The sequence below is a fragment of the Leptolyngbya sp. AN10 genome (assembly GCF_050565645.1).
Classification (GTDB): Bacteria; Cyanobacteriota; Cyanobacteriia; order Leptolyngbyales; family Leptolyngbyaceae; genus Leptolyngbya.
Window position 1 is genome coordinate 173,359 of sequence record NZ_JBNXVP010000001.1, and the last position, 21,720, is coordinate 195,078.

A 21,720-nucleotide genomic window follows, 5' to 3' on the forward strand; every position below is an offset into this window, starting at 1 on the left:
GCCGTGAGTTTTCTTGGAGCTGCGATCGAGCAGTTAGACAAGTTCACACTTCCGTTGTCCGGACGATCTGCTGTTGTTTATCTACAATCCCTACTCGACGCTAGCCAAACAGAAGGAATGTTTCGCTACTTTTTTCCGCAAGAATACACGCAATGGGAGTGCATTCACTCAAACGGTGAAAATCCGCTTGAAACACGCAGAGCCGCCGAACTGGAGTTCTTCCGACTTGTAGACGATCGATTATTTCCCCTCTATGATGTCGACACTTTTTGGGATTCAGAAAGTGAAGAACACTCTGAATTTCTAGAGGACTATATTCCAATTCGCACCTTTGGCTGGTGCACCTGGCAAGGAGAGGGAGATATCGAAGACTATCCGTTCGAAATTCAATCGCTCATGTACCTTGTTGATGAAAACCTGCATGCCGAAGTCCAAAGCGATCTGAGCAGAATGGACTCCACATCTGCTCAAGACTTTGTTATTGCTCACACTCCCACAATTGGGCTTGATCAGATTGATTTTGAACAGTTGCAGAATTTGTGTGAACAAGAAGAAACGCCGCTCAAGCATCTAGGGACAGCACTCATTCATGCAAGCGGGTGTTCTAATAATATTTTCCTAGACTGTTGGGACACGGAAATGATTTACGAAGAAGACCGATGTTGGTCGATTGCAACCCTCAAGTTTTGGGCACAAGAATGGAAAGACGCGGCCCCGGTTCTTAACCAGATTGAAGCTGTTGTAAACTACCTCTGCCTGTCACAAACCCACTTTGAACGTGTTTTTGAACTATGGAATCTTTGCACGAAAGCCTAATCAAAGATCTGCTTGGCTCTGCCGCTTGGCAGGTTATTCAAGAAGTTGAAGGTGCTCTCTATTTTCTAGCTGGACAATACCTGTTTTGCTGGAGAGAAAACGAATCAACCCAATTTAAACTCCTTTCTCCCACCGTTGTCAAAGCCGCGTTTGACCAGGAACCTGGTGACTCTGGCTGGATGCCTGACAACATTGTTCGTAGTGGAGTCAGCCGCAAAGGCACCTGGATTACTCAATTCATTCCGGCTCAAAAACATCGCATTGAGTTTCAAGACACCCTGCTAGAGATTCCGCTGCCTTCAATGGTATTTCTAGGACTCGGCAAAAAGTATTATCTTTGGGCAGTTGCTGGTAAAACTTTCCACCCACAAGCCGTTACATACCACGTTCCGCTGCCAAATGTCTACCATTCAGGATTATTGTGCTTCGGCAGTAACCGTCCCCCTGAAACAGCAATGGCAACGCTCTCAACTGCCCAAAAGTTGTTTTTTCAGGCTGCCTTCAACACCCATCTCGTAAACGGAAAGTCCCAAAAACACCCCGAAAATATCAGCTTACAACTGCAGAATTTAGCCTCTCACAAAAAGCAGCACTATCCGCTGCGGGATTTGGTCAAACTAAACTGCTCGATCGAAGACTTAATTTTTGGACAAGTTTATGCTCGTTAACTATTTACTGGCTAATTCCAGCCAGCCTGTCGCAAACAAGACGTTATTCAACTACATTTTTGGCGGAAATGGCGTTTTTCTTCAAGCGGTAAAACCAGGAATTTCGCTGCTGCTCCCAATTAGCAACTGTGAAATTCGGGGATTACCTCAGCTTGATCCTCACTTTCACTGGACTTATCCCAAAATTCCAGGATCGTTTGTCGAGGCAATGCTTCATCAATCCCAAGCAATTGGGACTAGCGAAATTCTGTTTTATCTACGATACGAAGACTCACAGTGGATTCTAGACTGCCCCGACCAAGAAACTAGCTCTCATCACTGTCGTCCGCTGCAAGATGATAGCCATAGTGCCTATGCCCACTCACTTGTCAACATTCATTCACACCACATCATGCAAACTCGATTCTCTCAGGATGACAACGCTGAGGATCAGGGATTCCGGATTTATGGAGTTTTAGGTAATCTTGCAGATGCAGCAACTCTTCTGCTTCGAGTTGGCGTTTATGGCTATTTTTGGGAAATTCCCGCTTCTTGGGTCTTTGAATTGCCTCAAACCTTAACGTGTGGAGCAACGGTCACATGGATCCACGACTAAACCTCGATGCAGTCAACGCGTTGCCCGTGATTTTGCCAGAATACGAGGAGATTTCTTTGTTCCTGGTCGGATGCGGGGGCACCGGAAGTTGGCTTGCGCCAAGCGTCATTCGCATCGCTCGATTACTGCGAGAACTTCATCAGAAAGTCTCGGTTACCTTCGTCGATTTTGACCACGTAGAGCCAGGAAACATCCCGCGACAGAATTTTACAGACGCAGATCTAGGCTTGAACAAAGCAGAAGTTTTATCCCTAAGATACGGCTTGGCTTGGGGAATTGAAGTCAAAGCGGTTCCTCGATCGTTTGAACCTAACTTGCTCGGTCACGGTTTTCGGCATTTAACAATCATCCTAGGATGTGTTGACCGAGCATCCGCACGTCAAAGCATTGCCAAGCTGTTTCCTCGTTATTGCCCAGGTTACGGAAACGGGCAATATCGCTGGTGGCTTGACTGCGGAAATGCAGAAACTTCTGGACAAGTTTTACTCGGATGCTGCAGCAATAAATCCGACTTGGTTCAAGGGATTATTTATCCATCCAGCGGTTCGAAGAAAGCGACCCGTCCAATCTTTGTTGGGGCATTACCCGCACCACATATTCAACATCCGGAACTCCTAGAAGAGCGCGTTGACGAAAAACACTCGCAACTTAGATCCTGTCGTGAAATAACGCTGGAAAATGCTCAATCACTTGTAATCAATCAGCGCGTAGCAACTGAAGCTGCTGCGTTACTCAATGACTTATTGCTCGTTCGGCAGCTCAAAATCTTTGCCGCCTACTTCGATCTTAAAGCTCATAGTGCTAACGCTCGGTATATTACGCCCACAAACATTCTGAGTTACTTTCCAGATTGACACTCGTTTTCGTGCAAAATCTGGAGATTTTGCACGAAAACAAACGGATTCAATCAGTTAAAGCCGAAATCTTTGCTCAACAATCTAGAAAGAATGAAGCCATCGTTGGATCGCGTAGGCAAAGAAAAAGCAACTTTATGAATCACTCTTCACTTCTCCCGTAAATCATGACTCGGCTAACTGAACTGCGCCATCAATGGCAAGCGTGGCAAAAAACAAAAGCAATACCTCGCTGTATACCGCAACTCCCACTACAGCATGGTTGGCTACTGAACGAGCTAATCGGACTCGATGATTTAATTTGGGGACGTTGGCATTATTGGGCAATCACCGTCAAAAAAGGTGATTTGCTCACTGCCCCGATCCCCAAAATTCAATTCACCTCGCAGCTTTTAGTTCGTCAACATTTAGAGCATTGCTTAGACTGCATTCCCAATCAAGGCACAGGGCGCTGGCAAAGCTGGAGTAGCACTGAATACATTGAATTCTTTCTCGACTGGTTACTGTTTGGACTCGGCCACAAAGGACAGCCCCGCAGTCCAATCGAACCTTGCGGTTGTCAAGGCGCAGGCGATCGCTTACTTAAGACATTTGACCTAAGTGGGCTAATGCTATTTCCGCAGGACTATTGGGGCGATTTGCTTGCTGACATTCAGTGGGGCAAAGCCAATCAATTTTACCCAACCCACCTCAATCTTTGCGTATTTAAAGCTGAGACACTGATGGCAGGTAAAACAGATTCTCGTCGCGAACGAGCCGTCGATCCGTGCTGCGGAACAGGACGAATGATAATGGTCTTAAGCAACTATGTACTGACTATCTATGGCATGGATATTTCACAGATTTGTGCAAAAGCAACACTAGTAAATTGTGCCCTTTTCGCACCGTGGGTCTACAGACCTTTTCAATTCCTTGATCAGCCAAAGTCAACCAAACAGCTTGCGGACGAAATTTTTGCAGCAGGGCAAACCGACCCTCTAGTTGCAACAAATCTAGAAGACACCGAGCAAGATGAAGCTAATCAATGGCGTTTCGAGCCAATTATGGTTCGTCATAAGCGGGGTGGAACAAGCATCATCATCGGAGAACAAGGATGCTTCTTCTAGAAAATGCTGGGTGAAACAACAGAGCTTAAGCCGTTAACAATGACTCGAGTTCCTCCGGAGTAACCGTAATGAAATTGTCTTCCGACAATTCTCCAGCATTTGCGAAAGTGAGCGACGCAAGGATGTTGTTTGTGTTCCTATCGATGACGAGCGCATTGTTATCTGAATCCAACGGCTGGTTAAGTCCGCCGTTGTCTGGATTGCTGCCTTGTCCGATCACAAGGTCGCTAAATAAGATTCCATCCAGCCCAAACTGATCGGCAGCGGGATCGAAATCAAAGATTCGGTTGGTCGTGTCTTTGCCGAGAACAACGAGATCTTCACCGCTGCCGGTTGTGATCGTATTAAACGCACCGTCGCTATTGGCTAAAAAGATGTCTGACCCGCCAGCCCCGATCACAACATTATTGCCGCCGCCCCCATCTAAAACATCTCCATTTTCACCCAGACGGTCTCGCAGATTAGCTGCTGGATCAAGAGTTCTTTGATCGATTACGGTATCTAGATCAACCTGATTAAAGTCTAAAGCTTGATCTGTAACCTCTTCCGACGATTCATTGGTTACATCTTCACCGTTCTCGTCACCTTGATCAGATGATTCTTCGCCGTTTTGATTCACGTCAGGTGAAGAATCTTCATCTCCTACAGGAATTTCCGTCTCGTCTCCAGATGAAAAATCTTTATCGTCACTCGAATCGATCGACTCTGATTCGTTCGTAATCACTTCTTCGAATCGATCATTCACCGAATCAAAAAGTGATTGTACCTGTTCGCGAAACCCACCTAATTCATCTTCGGACAGGGATCGAGCCTCAGAAAACCGCTGCTCAGCGGACTCGCGAATCTCTTCAAATCCTTGACGGGCAACCTCAAACGCAGAGCGACTCTCCTCAAAAATCCGATTAAACGCTTCTTGATCTTCGCCAAGCGTTTCGCGAACTTGCGACCTATTTTCTTGAAAAGACTCTCTTGCTTCTTGAAAAACGCTCCTGAGCGAATCAATCACCTCAGAACGACGAAAAACTGATCCACTACTCTCAAACGAATTCTCAGAAGCAGCATCAAACAATAATGCGTCTGCTCCTGCCGAATCCTGAGAGCTGAAATTTTCAACTCTCGCATCTAATGCCATACGAATTAGCTCCTACCGTAGCAAAGTTTGTTAATGGAAATATCCAACAAAAATCAGTGAAGAAAGCCCTCACGCGAATTAATATTGGCGTAAAGCGTTAGACTCAGCACTACCGTTGCTAGCGCAGAACCATGTGATATTGCAACTAGATCTCAAAATCATCTCTAGCTGAAAACTATAGCAGCAGCAAAACAAAGTCTAATGCTCCTAAGATAGAAATCAGCCGAGAAATCTTCCCTCTAACAAAAGGTAGATTTGTGACGAAATTGCAGATGTAATCACCGATCGCTGAATTAATGTCCGTTCACGTTCAAGGGCTTTGCAAACAGCAGTAAAATCGGTGAAACAACTGCGTTTATCTGTTACAAAAATTAAACAACGGTCAGCAAATCATTCATTACGATCTACTCGATTAATCCAATTCGGAACACAGTTATGATCAACCTAACCTGGAACCATGGTGTCTTTAGCTTTCCAATATCAATCGCGCTAGAAACCGCTCAGGCTGAAGCAACGGTTATTGGACTGCTACAAAGTTATGATCAATTCCAAATCAAGCACCAGATCTTCGGACTGTCCGTAGGGCAAGCCATTGACCGATTCAACCCAGTTCGACGCGTTCAGGGTAACTTAACTGCCCAGACGCAACCTTTACCAACACCAGAATCCCAGCCTCAACTTAAAATCTGGCATATCCCTCAAGTACCCATGCCTGCCTTTGAGTGGCACGTTGCAAATTTGCTAGAAGCAAAACAGCTGCTGCAGGTTCTCGCTGAATACGATCAGTGGCTTGAACGAGAAGGACTAAAGCCAGATTATTCAAATGCGGCTGGCTTACTCTATTGGGAACCGACCTCAGAAGAATGGCTTGACTGGACAAACGACTGGGATTTATCGATCGATGAAATTCCCACTGATGTGTTGCAATCGCAATCTTATGCAGAAATCTTTAGAGATTACAACAATCTAAGGCTCGTGTCCTAATTCAATTGTCCTGTAACATTGGACGACATCGCGTTTCGACATCGCGCTCAAACCTGCGATCGTCGTTCGCACAAACTAAAGCATATGCACACAGAAGCACTCTTGTCAAAAACACTGCAGAAAACGCTTCAATCCAATGCGTTTTACGAACAAGTTTCACTCCGTCAGTACGGTCCTCTTGACGGCGGTTGTTTGATCATTGCCTCTGCGCTCAAAGAAATTTTCAAGCTAGAGTTTGGCGGAGGATTTCCACCTAATCGTCCGCTTGCAGAACACGCCACAGTCGTATTTCGACACTTTTTTATTGACGGAAACGGGTTATCAACGCAAGCAGAAATTGAAAGATACTGGATGCATGAAGAAAAAGTTCAGCTATGCTTTCGTTCCTGTACGTTCGAAGACTTGAAATCCAGATGCTACTGGAACCCCGATGATTACGATCGATGTTTAACTTTTCTGGCTCCAATTCTCACTCCATTTAGAGCAATTATTTATGACAACCGAGTCCCAAGCTCCTGATCCCATCGTCGTTCGAGTTAACTTAACCGTTAAAACCCGAAAAGAATTTAGCTGCTTAGTCAGCGTTCCTGCAGATTTTCAGCTATCGACCGATAGCGACCGTCTGATCGAAGGGATTTATACCCTCGTTGATTTCGATGATTTTCAAGAAGATAATGAATACTGGATTCGCGGCGACTGTTCAGTCGAACCAATTCCCCCAAATGATCCAGCCAGAGATGATACACCGCAGTTTCAAGCTAGTGCAACCGGAATTACCTATCTTAAGCAATGAAACTAACCGAAGAACGGGCAAAAGCTATTTACAAAATTCTTGTAGAAAAAGCAGGAGCACCACCGACCGGATTAGGCGACTTTCTTGATAGCCAACTTCAAGCTTTAGTTCTTGAGTACCGCTTTCAAGGTCATCTCGGATTCGGTGGTAAGTTTTGGAATAGCGACTCCAGACCTAGAGGTCAACATCTGTATGTGAATTGCTATCCAGAGGATTTAACACCAGATCGGGGAGTTTTAATTGCAGAGATCAATCAATGCCTAGAAGCAATTGCTCAGTAGAATTACAAGAGCGCAAGGCAACAGTTAGCAATGTATTGGAAAAATTTCACAATGAGTCAGCCTTGATTTGATCACTGATCCCAGTTGTTCCAAAACTCATCGCCTCAATCCGTCGTTTCCAGTACGTCAAGAAGTCAATCGCTAATAGAGTAGCGTACCAATAACCGATCTCAAACCTGCTTATGCTTCATAGCAACCCCATTCCCGACTCTATTCCAGAGAATCTCAAACCGCTCCTCAAACAATTTCTACAGTCTGGATCATCTGAGTTGATCACAATCGCTCAGTTACTCATTACTGTTGCTGATAGTAGTAACAGTGAGAGCGAGCATCAAACCAGTGACTTGCTCATTGCCAGCGCAGAAGAAATCAAGACAGCAGCAGAGGCAGTGATTACAGTAGTTTCTCGTCGAGTACCCGTTTATCAATCCGAACCCATTCCCAAAAAGCGGACACCAGATCTCCATCCTCACAAAACTTATGAAGTTCAGACCGATGGATATTCCACCGGACAAGGTAAAGAGTACTTTGTTTTCGAGAAAGATACCTTTGTTGGCAGTGTTCAATTCGACGCAGACAAAAATCAGTATTACCTCTGGTTTAATCGAACTGGGCTAACTTACGGTGATCAACGGGTTGAACCTGTGTTTCGATCGCTCCAAGAATGTCTGGATTGGCTTCCATAAAGGCAGTATTCTGACAGAAAGAGATTTTTATGCCAAACCCTATAGCTTCGAGCGACCATCAGCGCTAGCTAAACAACTGCTCGATCAAACCGGTTCGTTACTGAACAACAACAAACTTCGATCGAGTAGTCCGGGTTAAACCCAGATCGCAATCGGCATAAACGACGAGAACTTGACTCCGGAAAGCTAGAACCACTATTTGTGCCATAAGCAAGACATCTTGTATCCAAGAATTCAGACCCTAATTCACTCAATCTCAACTTTCATGGAAACTTTAATTGAAGCCTGCGAAGCCGCTTTACTCAAGCGCAACGGATGGATTGAACAACTGAAGCTTGCAATCGATCACCCTTCAGCTTCCACATGGCACGAACTAGCTTCTGCTGCAGCACAACTCGTAGCATCTCCTGATCACGATGAAAGCCGCATTCGGTTTGAGCAGGAATGGCACTACTTCTCACGTTGGAAGTGCTGTCGCTGTAACGAGCAAGGACAAGAACGCCACTCGTGTGGCGCATACGCTGGCAAATACTGCAATTTGCACTGGGCATCCTCTGGTTATCGGGATGTTCTGGGTATTGACTATCTCGATGCAGGCGAGTATCTATTTCCAGAAGATGCTTATTAACGCCCAGACTGTCCCAACCAATTCCAATAAAACATTGACCTGTTAAAAACCACGCCTTTATTTGTAATAACAAGAAGCTTTTCAGCACTTTACGAACATCACAAATAAAAGGTTGAACCTACACAGATCATGGTTGACTGTGCTCCCGACCGGGAGCAGCAGCGTAAAAAATGAAATAGAATCTGGATCCAAATCTAGATCGAGCGATGCTCTCGATTGATCTATTCATCGGTTTAAGCAGATTCCAAACGGCAAATTGTGTTGCCAAAACCTAGCACTCGAACTCATGCAGCCTAATTAAACCTTACATGATCTCACTTCCTTCCTCGATACAGCACCTCAGAACCTACACTCATACCCAGTTGTGGATTGAGTGCCTAGATGACAACCTCTGCCAAAAACTCTACACGGCTGCCAAAAAATTCGGAGACTCCCGAAACTCAACAGTCTTTGCAATCTCAGTCGATAGCTTCAATCTAGATGACCTTGAAGACATCGATGAAACGTCTGTAGGCGAACACCTGTTAAAAGACATTATGCAGACTGCGTTGCAGAACAACGTCTGGGAGGTTCTTTTCTACCTTAAACAAACGTAGTCATTCATTCCATCACACGTGATGTTCCTTAAGATGATTCGGGGTCTATTGTCATGTCTACAAATCCTGCGGCAGAACTTGCTCATTTCTCGATCGCGATAGACCCTAAAATCACCGTCAGAGCTAGTATCAAAGAAGCGTTAACCCGGCTAAGGGGGCTACTTGTTTGGAATCAATCTAGAGCAGATTCAGCGCATCGCTGAGTTGATTTAGCCGTAAAACTTTCTACTGCATTCTACATATCAACATTCTCACAGGAGAACAATATGCAAGATCTCAACACTCAGGCAACCGCTCGGCTGACCAGCTTGCTTTATTCAATGAAACCCCTAAAGTATCTAACATTGTGTTGTTCTCTGGTCCGAGTCAAAAGGGCAGAGGTGCAATCCTATTTCAAGGGACTGGAATGCCTGCAACGACTGAAATTAGAGAGATACAACCCACTCTCACATTCAAGGGAGCTAAACCTGTACCCATCAATGCGGCACTCATACCCTACGGCAAAAACTCTGGAATTCTGGTCTTAACTGACATGGTGGGGATGATGCGTCATGCGAATGCAGAGAATGAAGTCACACTGCACCTTGATGGCAAAGAGGTTTTTCGTGCCAGTATGACTGGATTTATGAAAGCACGAAGCGCCATGCTTAAATGTATGAAGGCTGAATAGTTGACACCATTGGAAACTTTACCAATTCACATACTCAGAACTTCAACAAGCAACTATGCCCAAACGTGAACCTCCAGTCATCCAGCCTCCCTTGCCACGATCGTCGCGGTGGCATTACTGGGTGTTTGTTCCGCTCTGCGCGATTGCATATACTCTGTTCTGTTTTGCTTTTGTTATGTTGGCTTGGGGTATGCGCGGTGCGGCAAAGCCGTGGTGGTATGAAGTGTTCCATGTGCTGGCGATACCGGGGATGTGGTTTCTACCAGGTATGCCTCCTTACATCGGCGCACCATTGTGGGGTGGAACGATAGGGTTCGGACTCATCCGACTGACCCGGCGGATTCGGAGTCGTCGTCCTTCCATTCCACCACGCAGATGAACCTTATCTGTTATTTCCCAGTACGGTTTGATTCAGCATCCTCTAGTTGAGTGAGCAACTCGTTCATTGCTGCTTGACGATCGCTAGCAGGCAGAGTCGATCGATCAATCTCTTGAATCACATCAGACCACAAGCCGTAACTCGCAAACACCTCAATCCGTCGCTGTAATCGTGCTAGAGGTTTGAGCTTGTTATCGATGCGGTTGAGTGCTGTGGTAACTTTTTGGCGTTGAGCATTTGGCATGACTTCAAAGTCCCAACCCACGATGATTTCGTCTTTTTTAAGATCAGCATTCCACTTTACTAATCTCAAAAAGTAGGCTTTACCAGGTTCTAATTTAGCTGTAATTGGAATCGTTCGATTCAGTTGCGCTCGTTGGCTCCAAATCGGAGAATTTGAACTTCTTGGAAGAATCTCTACACGATCGGGAACAAAACTCGCGTTTGGTTCACTTTGCCAGACTAAGCTTGGTTGCAGCGCCCAAATTTGTTTTGACTGCACACCAGGGGTTAGCACTTTCCAACCGTAATACGGATCACGACCCCCTCCTCTTTTTCGAGGAAGCGGAGAACGAGAAACAACACGCCGAAGAAATGACTGCCAGTTTGACTGTTGTTGCGCTTGAACAGCAGGAGAATCAGCTAGCACGATGGCTGGAGAGGCAACCAGGAAGCTCATCAGAATTAGAGTTTGTTTCATCATTTGACTGAAGCGAGAGATACAAGATGTGCGGGTAGTAGAACTAGGAACAGCATTTGAGACGAAAAGTACCGTTTCATGTGAATGCCCAGATCCGGAGAACTGGGCATCATTTTCTCATGGAGGTGAGTCTTAGGTAGAGCCGAAGTCTGTCAAACTTCTAGCAATACGCAACGTACATCGAGTTTTTCAACTTCAGCCATACTCGCATTGCGCCTCGCTCATCTGGTGCGATCGGTCTTCCTTTTCGTTCAGGATATCGACTATAAAAAACAGCGTCCGCAAGACGTTCTCTCAAAGCCTCGTCATCGTTTGAATAGTACCAATCTGGAATATCGCAGGCTCGATGATTTGGATTTGCTCTTTGGTACTGTAGTCCACCCTGATTGATCACAGCACGAATCGCATTCCACTCCCGGATATACTGATATTCATCCGATCGCAATTTCCGGCGGTTGAGTTGTGGATGCAAATTGCCAAACAACCAATCGGTCACACCATCAACGGATTGTTCGCGAGTTTGAGCCGTTGCAACATTCGCACTTGCGATCGCGAATGTAACCGTCAAGGTGCTTAAAGCAAGAAACGTCGAGATAGATTTGAGTGAGAATACTTTGCTGAACATCGTCTTCGGTGAGTAATTGTGTAAGAAAGGCTTGTAGTGCCTCAGATATCATGTATCTGAATTTAGAGTTTCCAAATTGAGAGGTTATGCAATCTTAACGAACATTGGCTTGAGACCTCTGTTCTGCGCGTATGGCGCGATCGATAAATTCCTGCGCTCTAGCAGAATTTCCCAGCGCTCCGTAGAAAACAGCAATTGTTCTCATTGTGGTAATTGTGTCAGGATGAGTTTCTCCTAACGTTGCTTCAGATATCTTAAGCGCCCGATGAAACAGAGGTTCTGCTTTACTGGGTTGTTTCTGGAGGGCATATAGATTTGCTAAATTATGCAGAACGGTTGCAATTCTAGAATGTTCTTTACCCAATCGAGCTTCATAGATGCTCAGTGCCCGCAGCAGCAGGGGTTCCGCTTTAGAAAACAATTTCTGTTCTTGATACAGCAATGCCAGAGTATTGAGCGTACTGCCGACATCGGGATGAGTTGCTCCGAGTCGAGCTTCGCGAATGCTCAATGCCCGTAAATAAAGCGGCTCTGATGCAGTATAATCTTTGCGATCGCGGTACAAAGTTGCAAGATGCTGAAGGCTCGACGCAACATCGGGATGATCGTTGCCAAAAATCGTTTCATTGATTCGGATGGCACGCAAATAAGATGATTCTGCTTTAGCAGGTTGCTTCTGATTGCGATACAGCACTGCTAAAGCGGTGAGCGTAGCAGCAACATCGGGATGATTTTGTCCTAGCGCTTGTTCCCGAATGCTGAGTGCACGCAGATAAAGCGGTTCTGATGCAGCATACTTTCCTTGCTCCTGATACATTCCTGCTAGATTGTGCAAAGCCACAGCAACATCAGGATGAGTTTTGCCGAGTACGGTTTCTTGAATGGTAAGGGCGCGGACAAACAGGGGTTCTGATGCAGCGTATCGTCCTTGGTACAAGAGAGCAGTCGCTAGATTGCTTAAACTCTGCGCGATCGCAGGGTGATCCGGTCTTAAATTTGTTTCTTGAATATTGAGGGCACGGACAAACAGGGATTCTGCTTGAGAGTATTGTCCTTGCTGAAGTGAAAAAACGCCTAGATTGTTGAGAACGGTCGCAAGGCTTGGATGGTTTTTACCCAGTGCTGTTTCTTGAATCCGCAGCGATCGCTGATAGTAAGGCAGTGCTTTCGCGTATTGTCCTTGAACTCGATACAATTCTGCTAGATTGCCCAAAGGAGTTGCCAGTGAAAGATGCTCTTTGCCGAATGCCGTCTCCCGAATTGTTAGAGCGCGTAGGTAAAGTGGCTCTGCTTTTACATACTGCCCTTGATAGTGATAGAGCATGGCAAAGTTATTCAGGACGGTGACAACATTGGGATGATTTGAGCCGAAATACGCTTCATGAATCTGTAGCGATCGCTGATAGAGAGGTGCTGCTTTTGCATACTGCCCTTGATTAGGGCGTATCTGCAAACTCTGAATCGACCCTAAATCTGGTGTGACTGTTCGAGCGGTAGTGGGCACTCTAACATCTGGAAACAGATGGACTGAGAACAATGGCACAGCACCGAGGCGAATTGAGTGACGCACAATGGGCGAAACTGCAACCGTTACTGCCCAAACCCGCCCGAACAGGCAGACCAGCAAACGATCATCGTCAAGTTCTCAATGGCATCTTGTGGATTCATCGCACAGGCGCACCTTGGGCAGACTTGCCAGAGCGCTACGGGTCACGCGGCACGGTGTCGAGTCGCTTCTACCGCTGGCGACATCAAGGAGTCTGGCAGCAGATTTTAGATCAACTCCAGCAGCAAAGCGATGCGGAGCATCAGATTGATTGGGAAGTGCATTTCATCGATAGCACCATCGTTCGCGCCCATCAACATGCAGCAGGAGCAAAAAGGGGGATCAATCGCCCACAGAGCAACGTCTAACGACCGAGCAATTGCAGGAACAGGAAGCACTGGGACGATCCAAAGGCGGTTTCAGCACCAAGATTCAAATCCAAGCTGAAGGACTCGGCAAACCGATGCAGTTCGTGGTGCTGCCGGGACAGAGCCATGATGTCACAGGATTCGGCAAACTGAACGAAGCCGCGCCACGCATCAAGCGCAGAGGACGCGGCAGACCGAAGCAACGACCGCATTATCTCGTTGGCGACAAAGGCTATGATGCCGATTCAATTCGTCGTACCCTGCGCCGCCAGCACACGACTCCCGTGATTCCCAAGCGCAAGAACGCCAAGCGTAAACCGCGATTCAATCGCGGACTGTATCGAGAGCGCAACCGGATTGAACGTCTGATCAATCGACTTAAGCAAGCTCGACGGGTAGCAACACGCTATGAAAAACGAGCAGAGAACTATCTTGCAATGCTGACGATCGCTGCCATTATGATTTGGCTCAAATGAGGCGCTACCTTACATTTAGACTTTGCAGATACGCTCTAGTATAGAGCAAGGCTAGCTCGTTCAGAAGTATCCCAATCTCCGGATGGTCTTTTCTAAGAGAGGCTTCTTGGAGTTTGAGAGCTTGTTCAAGCAGAGGAATCGCTTCTCGAAATTTGCCTTGTTGTGACAACTGATTTGCTTGCTTTGCGAGACGTGTTGCTTCAGATTGTGAGGCATTTTGATCTGGGTTCACTGAAAGATTAGCGCTATTAGTCTGTGCTAATAATGGGAACTGCACTCCAAGGATTAAGCTTGCGACCAATGATGCAACAATTTTGTTTTTTGTAATTCGATTGTTCATATGGTTACTTGAGATTGCTCAGTTGAGTGCTTGTCTGGATGGATCATCGATGATTTCGGAATGAACGCTAGTATCGGTAGAATCTGGGCGAGCTATCTACAACATACTCAACCTTGCAGTCTTTTCCTCCAGCCGCTTGACAGGCTTTACGAGCATTGCGCTCTGCTCGTGGTCGCTTTCCTGCAAACCCCTGATATAAACTACTGTTGTCGCCTTTCACAATCACCAAAAATCCATTACTAAATGAGCCAGCATGACGACAATTTTGAAGTTTAGTTGTGCAGATCTTCATTGCCTCGGTCGCTGCTTGGTCTTGACTGTTATACTGCGCTGTCCAAGCAAAATTGGGTTTACCGTCCGGATAGTTTCCCCAGACGAGCGCACCATGAGACTGCACCCAGCGTCCAGAGGGTCGAGAAGGTTGGCTTGGAGCCGGGGCATTCTCTGGAATTGGGGCACAGCCAACCCATCCTGCATTGCCTCCACCTTGCTGATATGTTCCTGGAGGACAAACGTTCTGAGCGTGTGCTGGTGCATTCGAGAACAGGGCACTGGTTAGCACGATCGACAAAGCAGGCAGAGTGAGTTGTGTAGATAGAGAAGACCGTCTGGTGAAATTCATGAACATGAATGGGAATTGATTGTGGTTTGACTTGGGTTGCTCTTGAATGGGTTTAGGATTTCCGAATTGGAAGGTTATGCAGTTCCATTGGTCGAGCTACTTGAGATTCTCGACGATCGTTCTGAGGTGCGGCTCAAACTGCTCTAAATTTGCAAGTTCCCTAAACACGCTACTCTGTGCGGATGGATCAAAGCCCGTCCTTACAATCTTCAACTCCTCACCCTCGAAAGCCATATAGCTCACAGACTTCTCGCGAACTCTACCTGCCGCATCAATCCCTTGAAAGCCATATCTCAATCCGGGAACTGAACCAAACTTCACTTCTTCAGGCGGCTGAATCTGAATTCTATAGCCCTTGCCATACTTACTAGTGCGTTCACGTTCGATCGTTTTGTAGTCATCTGAAATCACCGCTCTCAATGCAGTTAGCACATTCTCTTTATCGCGTGGATTTGCATAGGTAAATAACCCTGGAACTAATCCATACTGATCAAACTCCCGCGCTAGGAGCAGGAGTTTATCATCACTGTACCGCCAACGCTGCAACTCAATGCTGCCTAAACGAGTTTGAGCGCGATCGACACACAGCAAAGAACCATCACGATCGCACGCACCAACCCGCCACCCCGCAGGCGCAGAAGTTTTTCCAAGCAGTAGCATCCACGGATTGCCCAAAACCGCAGTGTCATACAGCGGCGTTCCATCGGTGTGAACGACAACATAACGATACTGACGAAATGCAGTTGCTAAGTAAGACTTGACCTGCGCTAAACTATCCGTGTTGCGAATATTCACTTCAAAGTAGCCCCCTTCTGGAACCCAGGCGATCCACCAGTCTTGATTTACTTTGTCGTAGCCGACAGTCTGCCAAAATTTGACTCTAGCGCGGCGTTCATCTTCAGGAGAAATGCTTTGATTCACTTTGCGCCATGAGGGTCGTCCTGCATTGCGTAACGCCTCGTTCAACTGTTCGATCGTTGGCAGTTGAATGGGATTTCGAGTGTAATACCAACGAAAGCGATCGCTTTCACTCAACAGATAAGTATGAGTACAACGATCATATTGCGTCGAAACTAGTCGCGCATCTGCTGAATAGACTTCGTAGGTTGAGCCTTCTAGCTTTAGCGTGCGGAGAACTTGCCGCTTATCCTGTCCGCTCAAGCTGTCAAAAGCGGTCGTTAATGTAATGCGTTGATCGCTTACTGAATCGATTACTTTTTGTCCAAAGAACTCACTTCGATCGCGCTGCAACTGATTGGCGCGTTGTTTGACTTGGAGGTTAGCTTGCTCAACGGGAAGATCGAAGTCACGACAGTTTTCTAGTTCCGGAGAAGGATGAGCCGCGACCGTAGTGCAAGAAGCAGCAACAATAAAGGGTAGAAGAAACCATGATTTAAGATTCAGCATGATTGTTAGATTGAGAAGAACGATGAAAGAGCTAAGACCGAGACTCTTTCGTTGTTCTATGGTTCACGATGAATCAGGTTATGCAAGTCCTATCAAGCAATTGCATAACCTCTCTGATCAGGGACTCTAACCTTTAGTAGCGCAATCTTTAACTTGAAATTAGGTGGCTTTAATGCTCAATACAAAATTCCTTCAGGCTCCAATCATCATCAGTAGTCTTGGAGCGTTGTTACTCTCCGTTCTGCCTGCAATGGCGCGTCCCGCTACAGTTGTAACCAATGCCAATCTACGATCGAGCGCATCCAGCACGGCTCCAGTGATCGACTCCGTAGGTCGGAACGGCACGGTTGAAGTTCTCAATGCAGCACTCGACGATAGGGGTTGGACATGGTACTACGTCCAATCTGAGATCGAAGGAACCGAAAACGGTTGGCTGCGCTACGACATGGTTAGATTCAATCCAACTGATCGCACCTATGCAATGTTAAAAGGCGATCGCGACAGTCAAATCAATGTTCGTTCGGCTCCGACCACGACCTCTCGCATCCTGCACTATGGAATTGGTGGAGATATTGTCGAGATTGACGATGGACGAACCCAGCGAGAAGGAAGCTATTCCTGGTATTGGGTTACTTTTCCAAATCAGGCTTCGGGCTGGGTTCGAGGCGATCTACTTAGCAGAATGGACTAATCACCGAAAGATGCAGTAGTTGAGATTTTACTCGATCGGGATTCAAATTAGCATTTCCACTCGTTTTTGGGGAAGCGCAAACTTCAGATGGTTGCTGTCGATGATATTGCCAAGGTTGCTGCGATCGCATTTTCTAATCCTCAAACCTATCGGGTCTATCGACTGAGTTATGCAGAGCCAAAATCTAAATGCCAGCAAATGAGACAACGCAACTCAAAATTCGCGAAGTTCCTGAATCCATATCCAGAGCGCTTAATCAACTTGAGTTTGTTGTTGATCCCTTCGACGATGCCACTGGTCGTCCGATGCTCGAAGTAGTTCGACACTTCTTCAAACCAGCGGTCTATCGTGGCAACACTGTTTTGGAAGGTCGTTTCTGCCTCAACTAACCAACTGGCAAGCTTCGTCATACCGTTCTCCCAGTCGGTTGCTGTCTCGAAAATCTGTCTGAGGTCTTCTTTTTGCTGATGTAGGTGTGCCAGAGTGGGCGAGACTTCTTGCACCTGCCGCAAGGTCGCTTTCTGCTTATCAGTTAAGTTCTCCTCCGGTTTGAGCAGTGCGTATTTGCTCGATTTCAGGAGCTTGGCAATTTCAGCGCCCTCGTTTGCAGATGGAATTGCGGCAATGGCACGAATTTCTTGATTGCGGAGCGTGTTGAGTTCCTGACTGACCAATTGCATTATATGAAAGCGGTCTGCCACAATTTGAGCATTTGGCATCTGCTTGCGAACTAAACTACGATAGTTCCCGGACAGATCGATACTCACTTCCACGATCTGATCAAGTACTTCACTACCCCAAACTTCCAGAACCTGCTGAATGTCAGCTTGCTTGCGTGACGGAGCAAGTCCAATCAACTGATGGCGGTCTAAATCCACCAGCACCACCACAAAATCTTTCTGCCCTTTTCGCAACGCAATTTCGTCAATGCCGAGTCGCCGCAGGTTGCTCACGTCCACTTGCATTTTTTTTACTGACATATTCCACCATCGACCAGACCGCTTCATCGCTCAACTCGTGATTGACTCCCACGCTGTGCATATTGCTGTGTCGCACTTGTTGCACGATCATTTCCGCAAATCGATGCGTGTACGGGCGACGTTTGCCCACAAACTCGAATTCCTCGCTAAACGGCTTGCCGCAAGGTTGGCATTTGAACTGTCGTCGATTCAGATTCAACCAGACTACTCGGTCGCTGATGCTCAAATCTCTCACTCGATGCCAATGATTTTGATGCAACTGCGAACTGCTCTGCTGACATCGGGGGCAAATTGCACTTGCGCGCGCTGCTTCGACTTCCAGAACCAGGTATTCGCCTCTATCGTGATAGTCTTCGACTTCCATTCCAGGTAGGTTAAGCAATTGGGTCAAGAGGGGTTGCATCGATTTGTAATTTGTATTTCAGATGACATTAGCATAACTCAGTCGATAGACCCAACCTATCTTGGACAAGCGATCGACGTTGTTGGGGACGCGATGACATTGGATGAGATGGCAGCAGCTTGGAGCAACACTACCGGGCGTAAATGCAGTGCGATATCGGTTCCCTTAGAAACGCTGGAGCAGTTTTGGTCGCAGGGAGTACCGTTATTTCGCTTTATCGGTGAAGGAGGGTGTGATGTGGATGTCACCGTAACTTCAGAAGAGCCAGCCCTGCTCTCTTTCACTGAATGGTTAGAACGGGCTGATATTGCTAAGGCAAATTGAAGGAGTCCTGATAGTTGAATGATTGCGTTAGCACAACCTTCCCAATTGCTTCACCGGATTCAGCATATTGATGAGCAGAAGCAATTTCAGTCAGGTCAAAGATTTTAGAATCTAGAAGCGGACGTATTCTGCCCTGATCTACGATTTGAGCCAGTTGTGACAGGATTTCTCCGTGATGAACCCGATTCACGTTGAACAACATGGGAATCAACATGAACACTAAATGCAGGGTTAGCCCTTTTGCGTGGAGTAGGGTCAAGTCTTGCTGAGATAGAGAAACGATCGATACAACAATTCCATTGAGTTTTGCAGCTTTGAAAGCATCTGAAGATTGTCATTGCCAACCATATCAAACCCAATAGAGTTGTTGGGGAATAACCTAGCCAAAGTAGAATTTCGATAACTTCTGAATGTAATGTCTTAATCGTTTTCTAGCTCTCATCAGTCCAGCATTTCTCCAACAGTGCGATGCCGTCTCTTGATACTGCGATCGCGCTTTGCCTATCCTAAAGGCATTGCTCCTTTAGACTTTGAATTGTTTCATGTGTAGCTACTCTATCCTTCAAACCGAGAGATTGATTTTACGTCCACTATCTCGTGGTGATGCTGCTTCAATTCAAGCGGTTGCAAATATGCGTGAGATTGCGGACACCATGATTTCGATTCCGCATCCCTATCCTGATGGCGAGGCGGAACGCTATATTACTCGACAGATTGCTAAATTTGAAGCGGGACACGCGATCACGTTTGCGATCGAGCAGAAACTTGATTCAATGTTAATCGGCATCATTGAAATTCGCGACATTGAGCGTGAACATTCTCAGGCGGAATTAAGTTTTTGGCTGGCAGTGGAAGCGTGGGGGCAGGGCTACATGAGTGAAGCATTAAAACCGATCATCCGGTTTGGGTTTGAAGTACTGGGACTGAATCGGCTGTATGCCTACCACATGGTAAGAAATCCAGGGTCAGGGAAGGTCTTGCAAAAAAATGGGCTTGTACAAGAAGGGGTGCTGCGTCAACGAGTGCGAAAGTGGGGAGAATTTGAGGACGTGGCATTGTGGGCAATCTTGAAAAAGGATTGGTCTGATTCAGTGGCGCAAATTTTTATCGAATCAGGTCGTTGAGAGCCTTCATATCGATCGTTCAAATTTAGCAAATTGTTGAGGCATTGTTGTATTGAAGGTCAATCAGGCGATCGATGAACGAAGGGGCAGTGTTACTATTCCATGAGGGTCAAGATTCTATCAATCATTGCTCAATCGTGGGATGGCAAAGGTTGCCGTTTTCGGATGTTTGCCGATACAAAGATGATCTGGAGTGCAATGCCTTGATTCACTCCTAAACTGGTTATAAGAAGTTGAGGTGTAGTATGACGATCGAGTTTAAAGTTGCAGAAACCCTGAAGCAGATAGCATTAAACGAGGACATCAAAGCCTATGTGCTTCAACACCCGTTGCTTTATCAACCTTTGCTGTATGCAGCGCAGCGCTTTATTGGTGGGGAAACGCTGACCGAGTGTGTAGAGACGGCAATCTCTCTCAATCAGCAGGGATTCGCCGTGACGATCGATTACATGGGCGAAAGTACTCGTGACGCTGAGATGGCACAGCAGGCGACTCAAGAATTTCTCCGTGTGATTGATGCGATCGCGGCTCAGAATCTAAATTCGTCGGTCTCTTTAGATCTTTCTCATATTGGCATGGTGATGGATGCGGAGTTAGGATACAAAAATGCTTGCATCTTAGCTAAAGCAGCCCAAAGCACAGGGCTAGAAATGATGATTAGTATGGAAGGAACAGACCGAACAGACACAATTTTAGACATTCATCAACAGCTTTGTGAAACGTTTGAGAATGTTGGCATTACTTTACAAGCATATCTGCATCGCACACCTGATGATTTGGAACAAGCCTTGCAGCGTCCTGGAAAAATTCGATTAGTGAAAGGCGCTTATGCGGCTCCGGCAGCGTTGGCAAAATCGCGTGGTGTAGAACTCGATGAATCTTATCGACAGTTAATGGAGCGACTATTGATAAGTGGGCATCCCTGCTCGATCGCGACCCATGATCCCGTTCCATTGCAATATGCACACGAGATTATTCAAACGCAAGGCATCGAACCCGACCCCATCGAATTTGAGATGCTGAAAGGAGTGACACCAGAGCGATTGAAAAAAATGCAGCAGTATGGCTATCAAACTCGTGTGTACTTGCCCTACGGTCAGGAGTGGCATTTGTATCTCTGCAATCGGTTAGCAGAGCATCCAGCGAATATTTATCAAGCGATCGTCGATGCTGCAAAGTATCAGTCAGAGAGCTAGGAATCGAGTAGGGTAGCAGAATGAGCAAACACGGCGGCTTGAGTACGATCGCGCAAATTCAATCGACCTAAAATATTGGTGACATGGTTCTTTACTGGCTTTTCAGTGATACATAAAATCTCAGCAATCTCACGATTGTTGGCTCCAGTTGCGATCAAGCTCAAGACTCATTACTCCCGTGGAGTCAGCGTTGCTAAACTCTCTAGTTGTGATGGAGTCTCATTCGGAGGCGAGTAGGATACAACTTTTTTCATCAATCCCGGTGCAAGCTAGGTGTATCTGAACTCCGGAGCTATGGAATCTACAGCAGCAGAACAATCTGACAAAGCTCAGAGAATCGATCAAAATTGAGGTAGAGAGTCGATTGCGCGATGTCAGTGCGGCACGCGATCGCATTACTTCCGCCCGTCAAGCGAGAGAACTCGCAGAACAACGACTCGCAAACGCAAATGAGCGATTTCGACTGGGGCGAGGCACAGATATTTTTGAGGTGATATCGCTTCAAAATGGAGTTGTCGCCGCTCAGAATGATGAAGTCAACGCTCGGATTGAACTTCTAGATACACTGTCACGTTTAGAACAAGCACTGGGCATCACGCTAGAGACTTGGAAAAGCGCGATCGATGAAAGCAAGCTACTTCAGACTCCATCGCAGAACAGAAACTAACTCATTCCTGGTAGACTCTAGGAGGTTTGCATTTGGCACGGTGACGCGAACAATCCACCCGTA

29 protein-coding genes and 2 pseudogenes are annotated in these 21,720 nt (G+C 46.5%); 19 read left to right on the plus strand and 12 right to left on the minus strand.

Annotation, left to right across the window (positions count from 1 at the left end; all coding sequences use genetic code 11):
- Positions 1 to 3 precede the first annotated feature (3 nt).
- The 5 genes from ACQ4M5_RS00820 (at position 4) to ACQ4M5_RS00840 (ending at position 4,039) form a co-directional block, all read left to right on the plus strand.
- Positions 4 to 816 carry a hypothetical protein gene (locus tag ACQ4M5_RS00820; protein WP_430673705.1) on the plus strand — a complete coding sequence of 271 codons (813 nt, stop codon included), beginning with the start codon at positions 4 to 6 and terminating at the stop codon, positions 814 to 816.
- On the plus strand, positions 792 to 1,484 hold the full coding sequence (locus ACQ4M5_RS00825; protein ID WP_430673706.1) for a hypothetical protein: 693 nt from the start codon (positions 792 to 794) through the stop codon (positions 1,482 to 1,484). Before ACQ4M5_RS00820 ends, ACQ4M5_RS00825 begins: the two co-directional genes overlap by 25 nt.
- Positions 1,474 to 2,079 carry a hypothetical protein gene (locus tag ACQ4M5_RS00830; protein ID WP_430673707.1) on the plus strand — a complete coding sequence of 202 codons (606 nt, stop codon included), beginning with the start codon at positions 1,474 to 1,476 and terminating at the stop codon, positions 2,077 to 2,079. Before ACQ4M5_RS00825 ends, ACQ4M5_RS00830 begins: the two co-directional genes overlap by 11 nt.
- A complete protein-coding gene (locus ACQ4M5_RS00835) occupies positions 2,064 to 2,933 on the plus strand; it encodes a ThiF family adenylyltransferase (protein WP_430673708.1) in 870 nt (289 codons plus the stop codon). Before ACQ4M5_RS00830 ends, ACQ4M5_RS00835 begins: the two co-directional genes overlap by 16 nt.
- Positions 2,934 to 3,100: 167 nt before the next feature.
- Positions 3,101 to 4,039: a hypothetical protein gene (locus ACQ4M5_RS00840; RefSeq protein ID WP_430673709.1), complete on the plus strand. Its 939-nt coding sequence runs from the start codon at positions 3,101 to 3,103 to the stop codon at positions 4,037 to 4,039.
- A 25-nt stretch (positions 4,040 to 4,064) separates the two neighbouring features.
- Here the strand turns inward: ACQ4M5_RS00840 and ACQ4M5_RS00845 are convergent, their stop codons facing one another.
- Entirely contained in the window at positions 4,065 to 5,171 is a 1,107-nt protein-coding gene (locus tag ACQ4M5_RS00845) for a hypothetical protein (RefSeq protein ID WP_430673710.1), read from the minus strand.
- 435 nt (positions 5,172 to 5,606) lie between these two features.
- Between ACQ4M5_RS00845 and ACQ4M5_RS00850 the strand changes: the two genes are divergently transcribed.
- The 8 genes from ACQ4M5_RS00850 (at position 5,607) to ACQ4M5_RS00885 (ending at position 10,188) form a co-directional block, all read left to right on the plus strand.
- A complete protein-coding gene (locus ACQ4M5_RS00850) occupies positions 5,607 to 6,155 on the plus strand; it encodes a hypothetical protein (protein WP_430673711.1) in 549 nt (182 codons plus the stop codon).
- Positions 6,156 to 6,257: 102 nt separating this feature from the next.
- Positions 6,258 to 6,674: a hypothetical protein gene (locus ACQ4M5_RS00855; protein WP_430673712.1), complete on the plus strand. Its 417-nt coding sequence runs from the start codon at positions 6,258 to 6,260 to the stop codon at positions 6,672 to 6,674.
- Entirely contained in the window at positions 6,649 to 6,948 is a 300-nt protein-coding gene (locus tag ACQ4M5_RS00860) for a hypothetical protein (RefSeq protein ID WP_430673713.1), read from the plus strand. Before ACQ4M5_RS00855 ends, ACQ4M5_RS00860 begins: the two co-directional genes overlap by 26 nt.
- A complete protein-coding gene (locus tag ACQ4M5_RS00865) occupies positions 6,945 to 7,229 on the plus strand; it encodes a hypothetical protein (protein ID WP_430673714.1) in 285 nt (94 codons plus the stop codon). The genes ACQ4M5_RS00860 and ACQ4M5_RS00865 overlap by 4 nt, the downstream gene beginning before the upstream one ends.
- Positions 7,230 to 7,411: 182 nt before the next feature.
- Positions 7,412 to 7,915 (plus strand): hypothetical protein, encoded by a 504-nt coding sequence (locus tag ACQ4M5_RS00870; protein WP_430673715.1) that lies wholly within the window; start codon positions 7,412 to 7,414, stop codon positions 7,913 to 7,915.
- A 265-nt stretch (positions 7,916 to 8,180) separates the two neighbouring features.
- Positions 8,181 to 8,543 carry a hypothetical protein gene (locus ACQ4M5_RS00875; protein ID WP_430673716.1) on the plus strand — a complete coding sequence of 121 codons (363 nt, stop codon included), beginning with the start codon at positions 8,181 to 8,183 and terminating at the stop codon, positions 8,541 to 8,543.
- Positions 8,544 to 9,545: 1,002 nt separating this feature from the next.
- Positions 9,546 to 9,809 (plus strand): hypothetical protein, encoded by a 264-nt coding sequence (locus ACQ4M5_RS00880; protein WP_430673717.1) that lies wholly within the window; start codon positions 9,546 to 9,548, stop codon positions 9,807 to 9,809.
- 55 nt (positions 9,810 to 9,864) lie between these two features.
- Entirely contained in the window at positions 9,865 to 10,188 is a 324-nt protein-coding gene (locus ACQ4M5_RS00885) for a hypothetical protein (protein WP_430673718.1), read from the plus strand.
- 10 nt (positions 10,189 to 10,198) lie between these two features.
- Here the strand turns inward: ACQ4M5_RS00885 and ACQ4M5_RS00890 are convergent, their stop codons facing one another.
- From ACQ4M5_RS00890 to ACQ4M5_RS00900, 3 genes are all read right to left on the minus strand, one after another.
- Positions 10,199 to 10,891 (minus strand): hypothetical protein, encoded by a 693-nt coding sequence (locus ACQ4M5_RS00890; RefSeq protein ID WP_430673719.1) that lies wholly within the window; start codon positions 10,889 to 10,891, stop codon positions 10,199 to 10,201.
- Between the two features lie 157 nt (positions 10,892 to 11,048).
- A complete protein-coding gene (locus ACQ4M5_RS00895) occupies positions 11,049 to 11,513 on the minus strand; it encodes a hypothetical protein (protein ID WP_430673720.1) in 465 nt (154 codons plus the stop codon).
- A gap of 94 nt (positions 11,514 to 11,607) precedes the next feature.
- The gene (locus ACQ4M5_RS00900; protein ID WP_430673721.1) at positions 11,608 to 13,017 is read right to left on the minus strand and encodes a tetratricopeptide repeat protein; all 1,410 of its coding nucleotides are present in this window, start codon (positions 13,015 to 13,017) and stop codon (positions 11,608 to 11,610) included.
- Positions 13,018 to 13,049: 32 nt separating this feature from the next.
- On the opposite strand from ACQ4M5_RS00900, the pseudogene ACQ4M5_RS00905 reads away from it, so the two are divergent.
- Positions 13,050 to 13,903, plus strand: a pseudogene (locus ACQ4M5_RS00905) (IS5 family transposase).
- 4 nt (positions 13,904 to 13,907) lie between these two features.
- On the opposite strand, the gene ACQ4M5_RS00910 reads toward ACQ4M5_RS00905, so the two are convergent.
- The 3 genes from ACQ4M5_RS00910 to ACQ4M5_RS00920 form a co-directional block, all read right to left on the minus strand.
- A complete protein-coding gene (locus ACQ4M5_RS00910; RefSeq protein WP_430673722.1) occupies positions 13,908 to 14,243 on the minus strand; it encodes a tetratricopeptide repeat protein in 336 nt (111 codons plus the stop codon).
- A gap of 67 nt (positions 14,244 to 14,310) precedes the next feature.
- Positions 14,311 to 14,865 (minus strand): DUF4189 domain-containing protein, encoded by a 555-nt coding sequence (locus ACQ4M5_RS00915; protein WP_430673723.1) that lies wholly within the window; start codon positions 14,863 to 14,865, stop codon positions 14,311 to 14,313.
- A gap of 96 nt (positions 14,866 to 14,961) precedes the next feature.
- Positions 14,962 to 16,272 (minus strand): hypothetical protein, encoded by a 1,311-nt coding sequence (locus ACQ4M5_RS00920; RefSeq protein WP_430673724.1) that lies wholly within the window; start codon positions 16,270 to 16,272, stop codon positions 14,962 to 14,964.
- A 172-nt stretch (positions 16,273 to 16,444) separates the two neighbouring features.
- Here ACQ4M5_RS00920 and ACQ4M5_RS00925 point away from each other — a divergent pair, with 172 nt between their 5' ends.
- A complete protein-coding gene (locus tag ACQ4M5_RS00925) occupies positions 16,445 to 16,963 on the plus strand; it encodes an SH3 domain-containing protein (protein WP_430673725.1) in 519 nt (172 codons plus the stop codon).
- On the opposite strand, the gene ACQ4M5_RS00930 is transcribed toward ACQ4M5_RS00925, so the two are convergent.
- From ACQ4M5_RS00930 to ACQ4M5_RS00940, 3 genes are read right to left on the minus strand one after another with little or no spacing between them, the layout of a single operon-like run.
- Positions 16,947 to 17,093, minus strand: coding sequence for a hypothetical protein (locus ACQ4M5_RS00930; protein WP_430673726.1), 147 nt, complete (start codon positions 17,091 to 17,093; stop codon positions 16,947 to 16,949). The two genes, ACQ4M5_RS00925 and ACQ4M5_RS00930, sit on opposite strands and share 17 nt — an antisense overlap.
- Before the next feature lie 37 nt (positions 17,094 to 17,130).
- The gene (locus ACQ4M5_RS00935) at positions 17,131 to 17,928 is read right to left on the minus strand and encodes an ISL3 family transposase (protein ID WP_430673727.1); all 798 of its coding nucleotides are present in this window, start codon (positions 17,926 to 17,928) and stop codon (positions 17,131 to 17,133) included.
- On the minus strand, positions 17,888 to 18,334 hold the full coding sequence (locus ACQ4M5_RS00940; protein ID WP_430673728.1) for a transposase family protein: 447 nt from the start codon (positions 18,332 to 18,334) through the stop codon (positions 17,888 to 17,890). Before ACQ4M5_RS00940 ends, ACQ4M5_RS00935 begins: the two co-directional genes overlap by 41 nt.
- On the opposite strand from ACQ4M5_RS00940, the gene ACQ4M5_RS00945 reads away from it, so the two are divergent.
- Positions 18,326 to 18,670, plus strand: a complete 345-nt coding sequence (locus tag ACQ4M5_RS00945) for a hypothetical protein (protein ID WP_430673729.1) — start codon at positions 18,326 to 18,328, stop codon at positions 18,668 to 18,670. The two genes, ACQ4M5_RS00940 and ACQ4M5_RS00945, sit on opposite strands and share 9 nt — an antisense overlap.
- Here ACQ4M5_RS00945 and ACQ4M5_RS00950 read toward each other — a convergent pair.
- Complete coding sequence (locus tag ACQ4M5_RS00950) at positions 18,657 to 18,965, minus strand: zinc-binding dehydrogenase (RefSeq protein WP_430674082.1); 309 nt, start codon at positions 18,963 to 18,965, stop codon at positions 18,657 to 18,659. The two genes, ACQ4M5_RS00945 and ACQ4M5_RS00950, sit on opposite strands and share 14 nt — an antisense overlap.
- Positions 18,966 to 19,212: 247 nt before the next feature.
- On the opposite strand from ACQ4M5_RS00950, the gene ACQ4M5_RS00955 reads away from it, so the two are divergent.
- Both ACQ4M5_RS00955 and ACQ4M5_RS00960 read left to right on the plus strand, forming a co-directional pair.
- Positions 19,213 to 19,794, plus strand: coding sequence for a GNAT family N-acetyltransferase (locus ACQ4M5_RS00955; RefSeq protein WP_430673730.1), 582 nt, complete (start codon positions 19,213 to 19,215; stop codon positions 19,792 to 19,794).
- 245 nt (positions 19,795 to 20,039) lie between these two features.
- The gene (locus ACQ4M5_RS00960) at positions 20,040 to 20,990 is read left to right on the plus strand and encodes a proline dehydrogenase family protein (RefSeq protein ID WP_430673731.1); all 951 of its coding nucleotides are present in this window, start codon (positions 20,040 to 20,042) and stop codon (positions 20,988 to 20,990) included.
- Here ACQ4M5_RS00960 and ACQ4M5_RS00965 read toward each other — a convergent pair.
- Positions 20,987 to 21,154, minus strand: a complete 168-nt coding sequence (locus ACQ4M5_RS00965; RefSeq protein WP_430673732.1) for a response regulator transcription factor — start codon at positions 21,152 to 21,154, stop codon at positions 20,987 to 20,989. The two genes, ACQ4M5_RS00960 and ACQ4M5_RS00965, sit on opposite strands and share 4 nt — an antisense overlap.
- Before the next feature lie 152 nt (positions 21,155 to 21,306).
- Between ACQ4M5_RS00965 and ACQ4M5_RS00970 the strand changes: the two are divergent.
- Positions 21,307 to 21,657, plus strand: a pseudogene (locus ACQ4M5_RS00970) (TolC family protein); the annotation flags it as partial.
- Positions 21,658 to 21,720 lie beyond the last annotated feature (63 nt).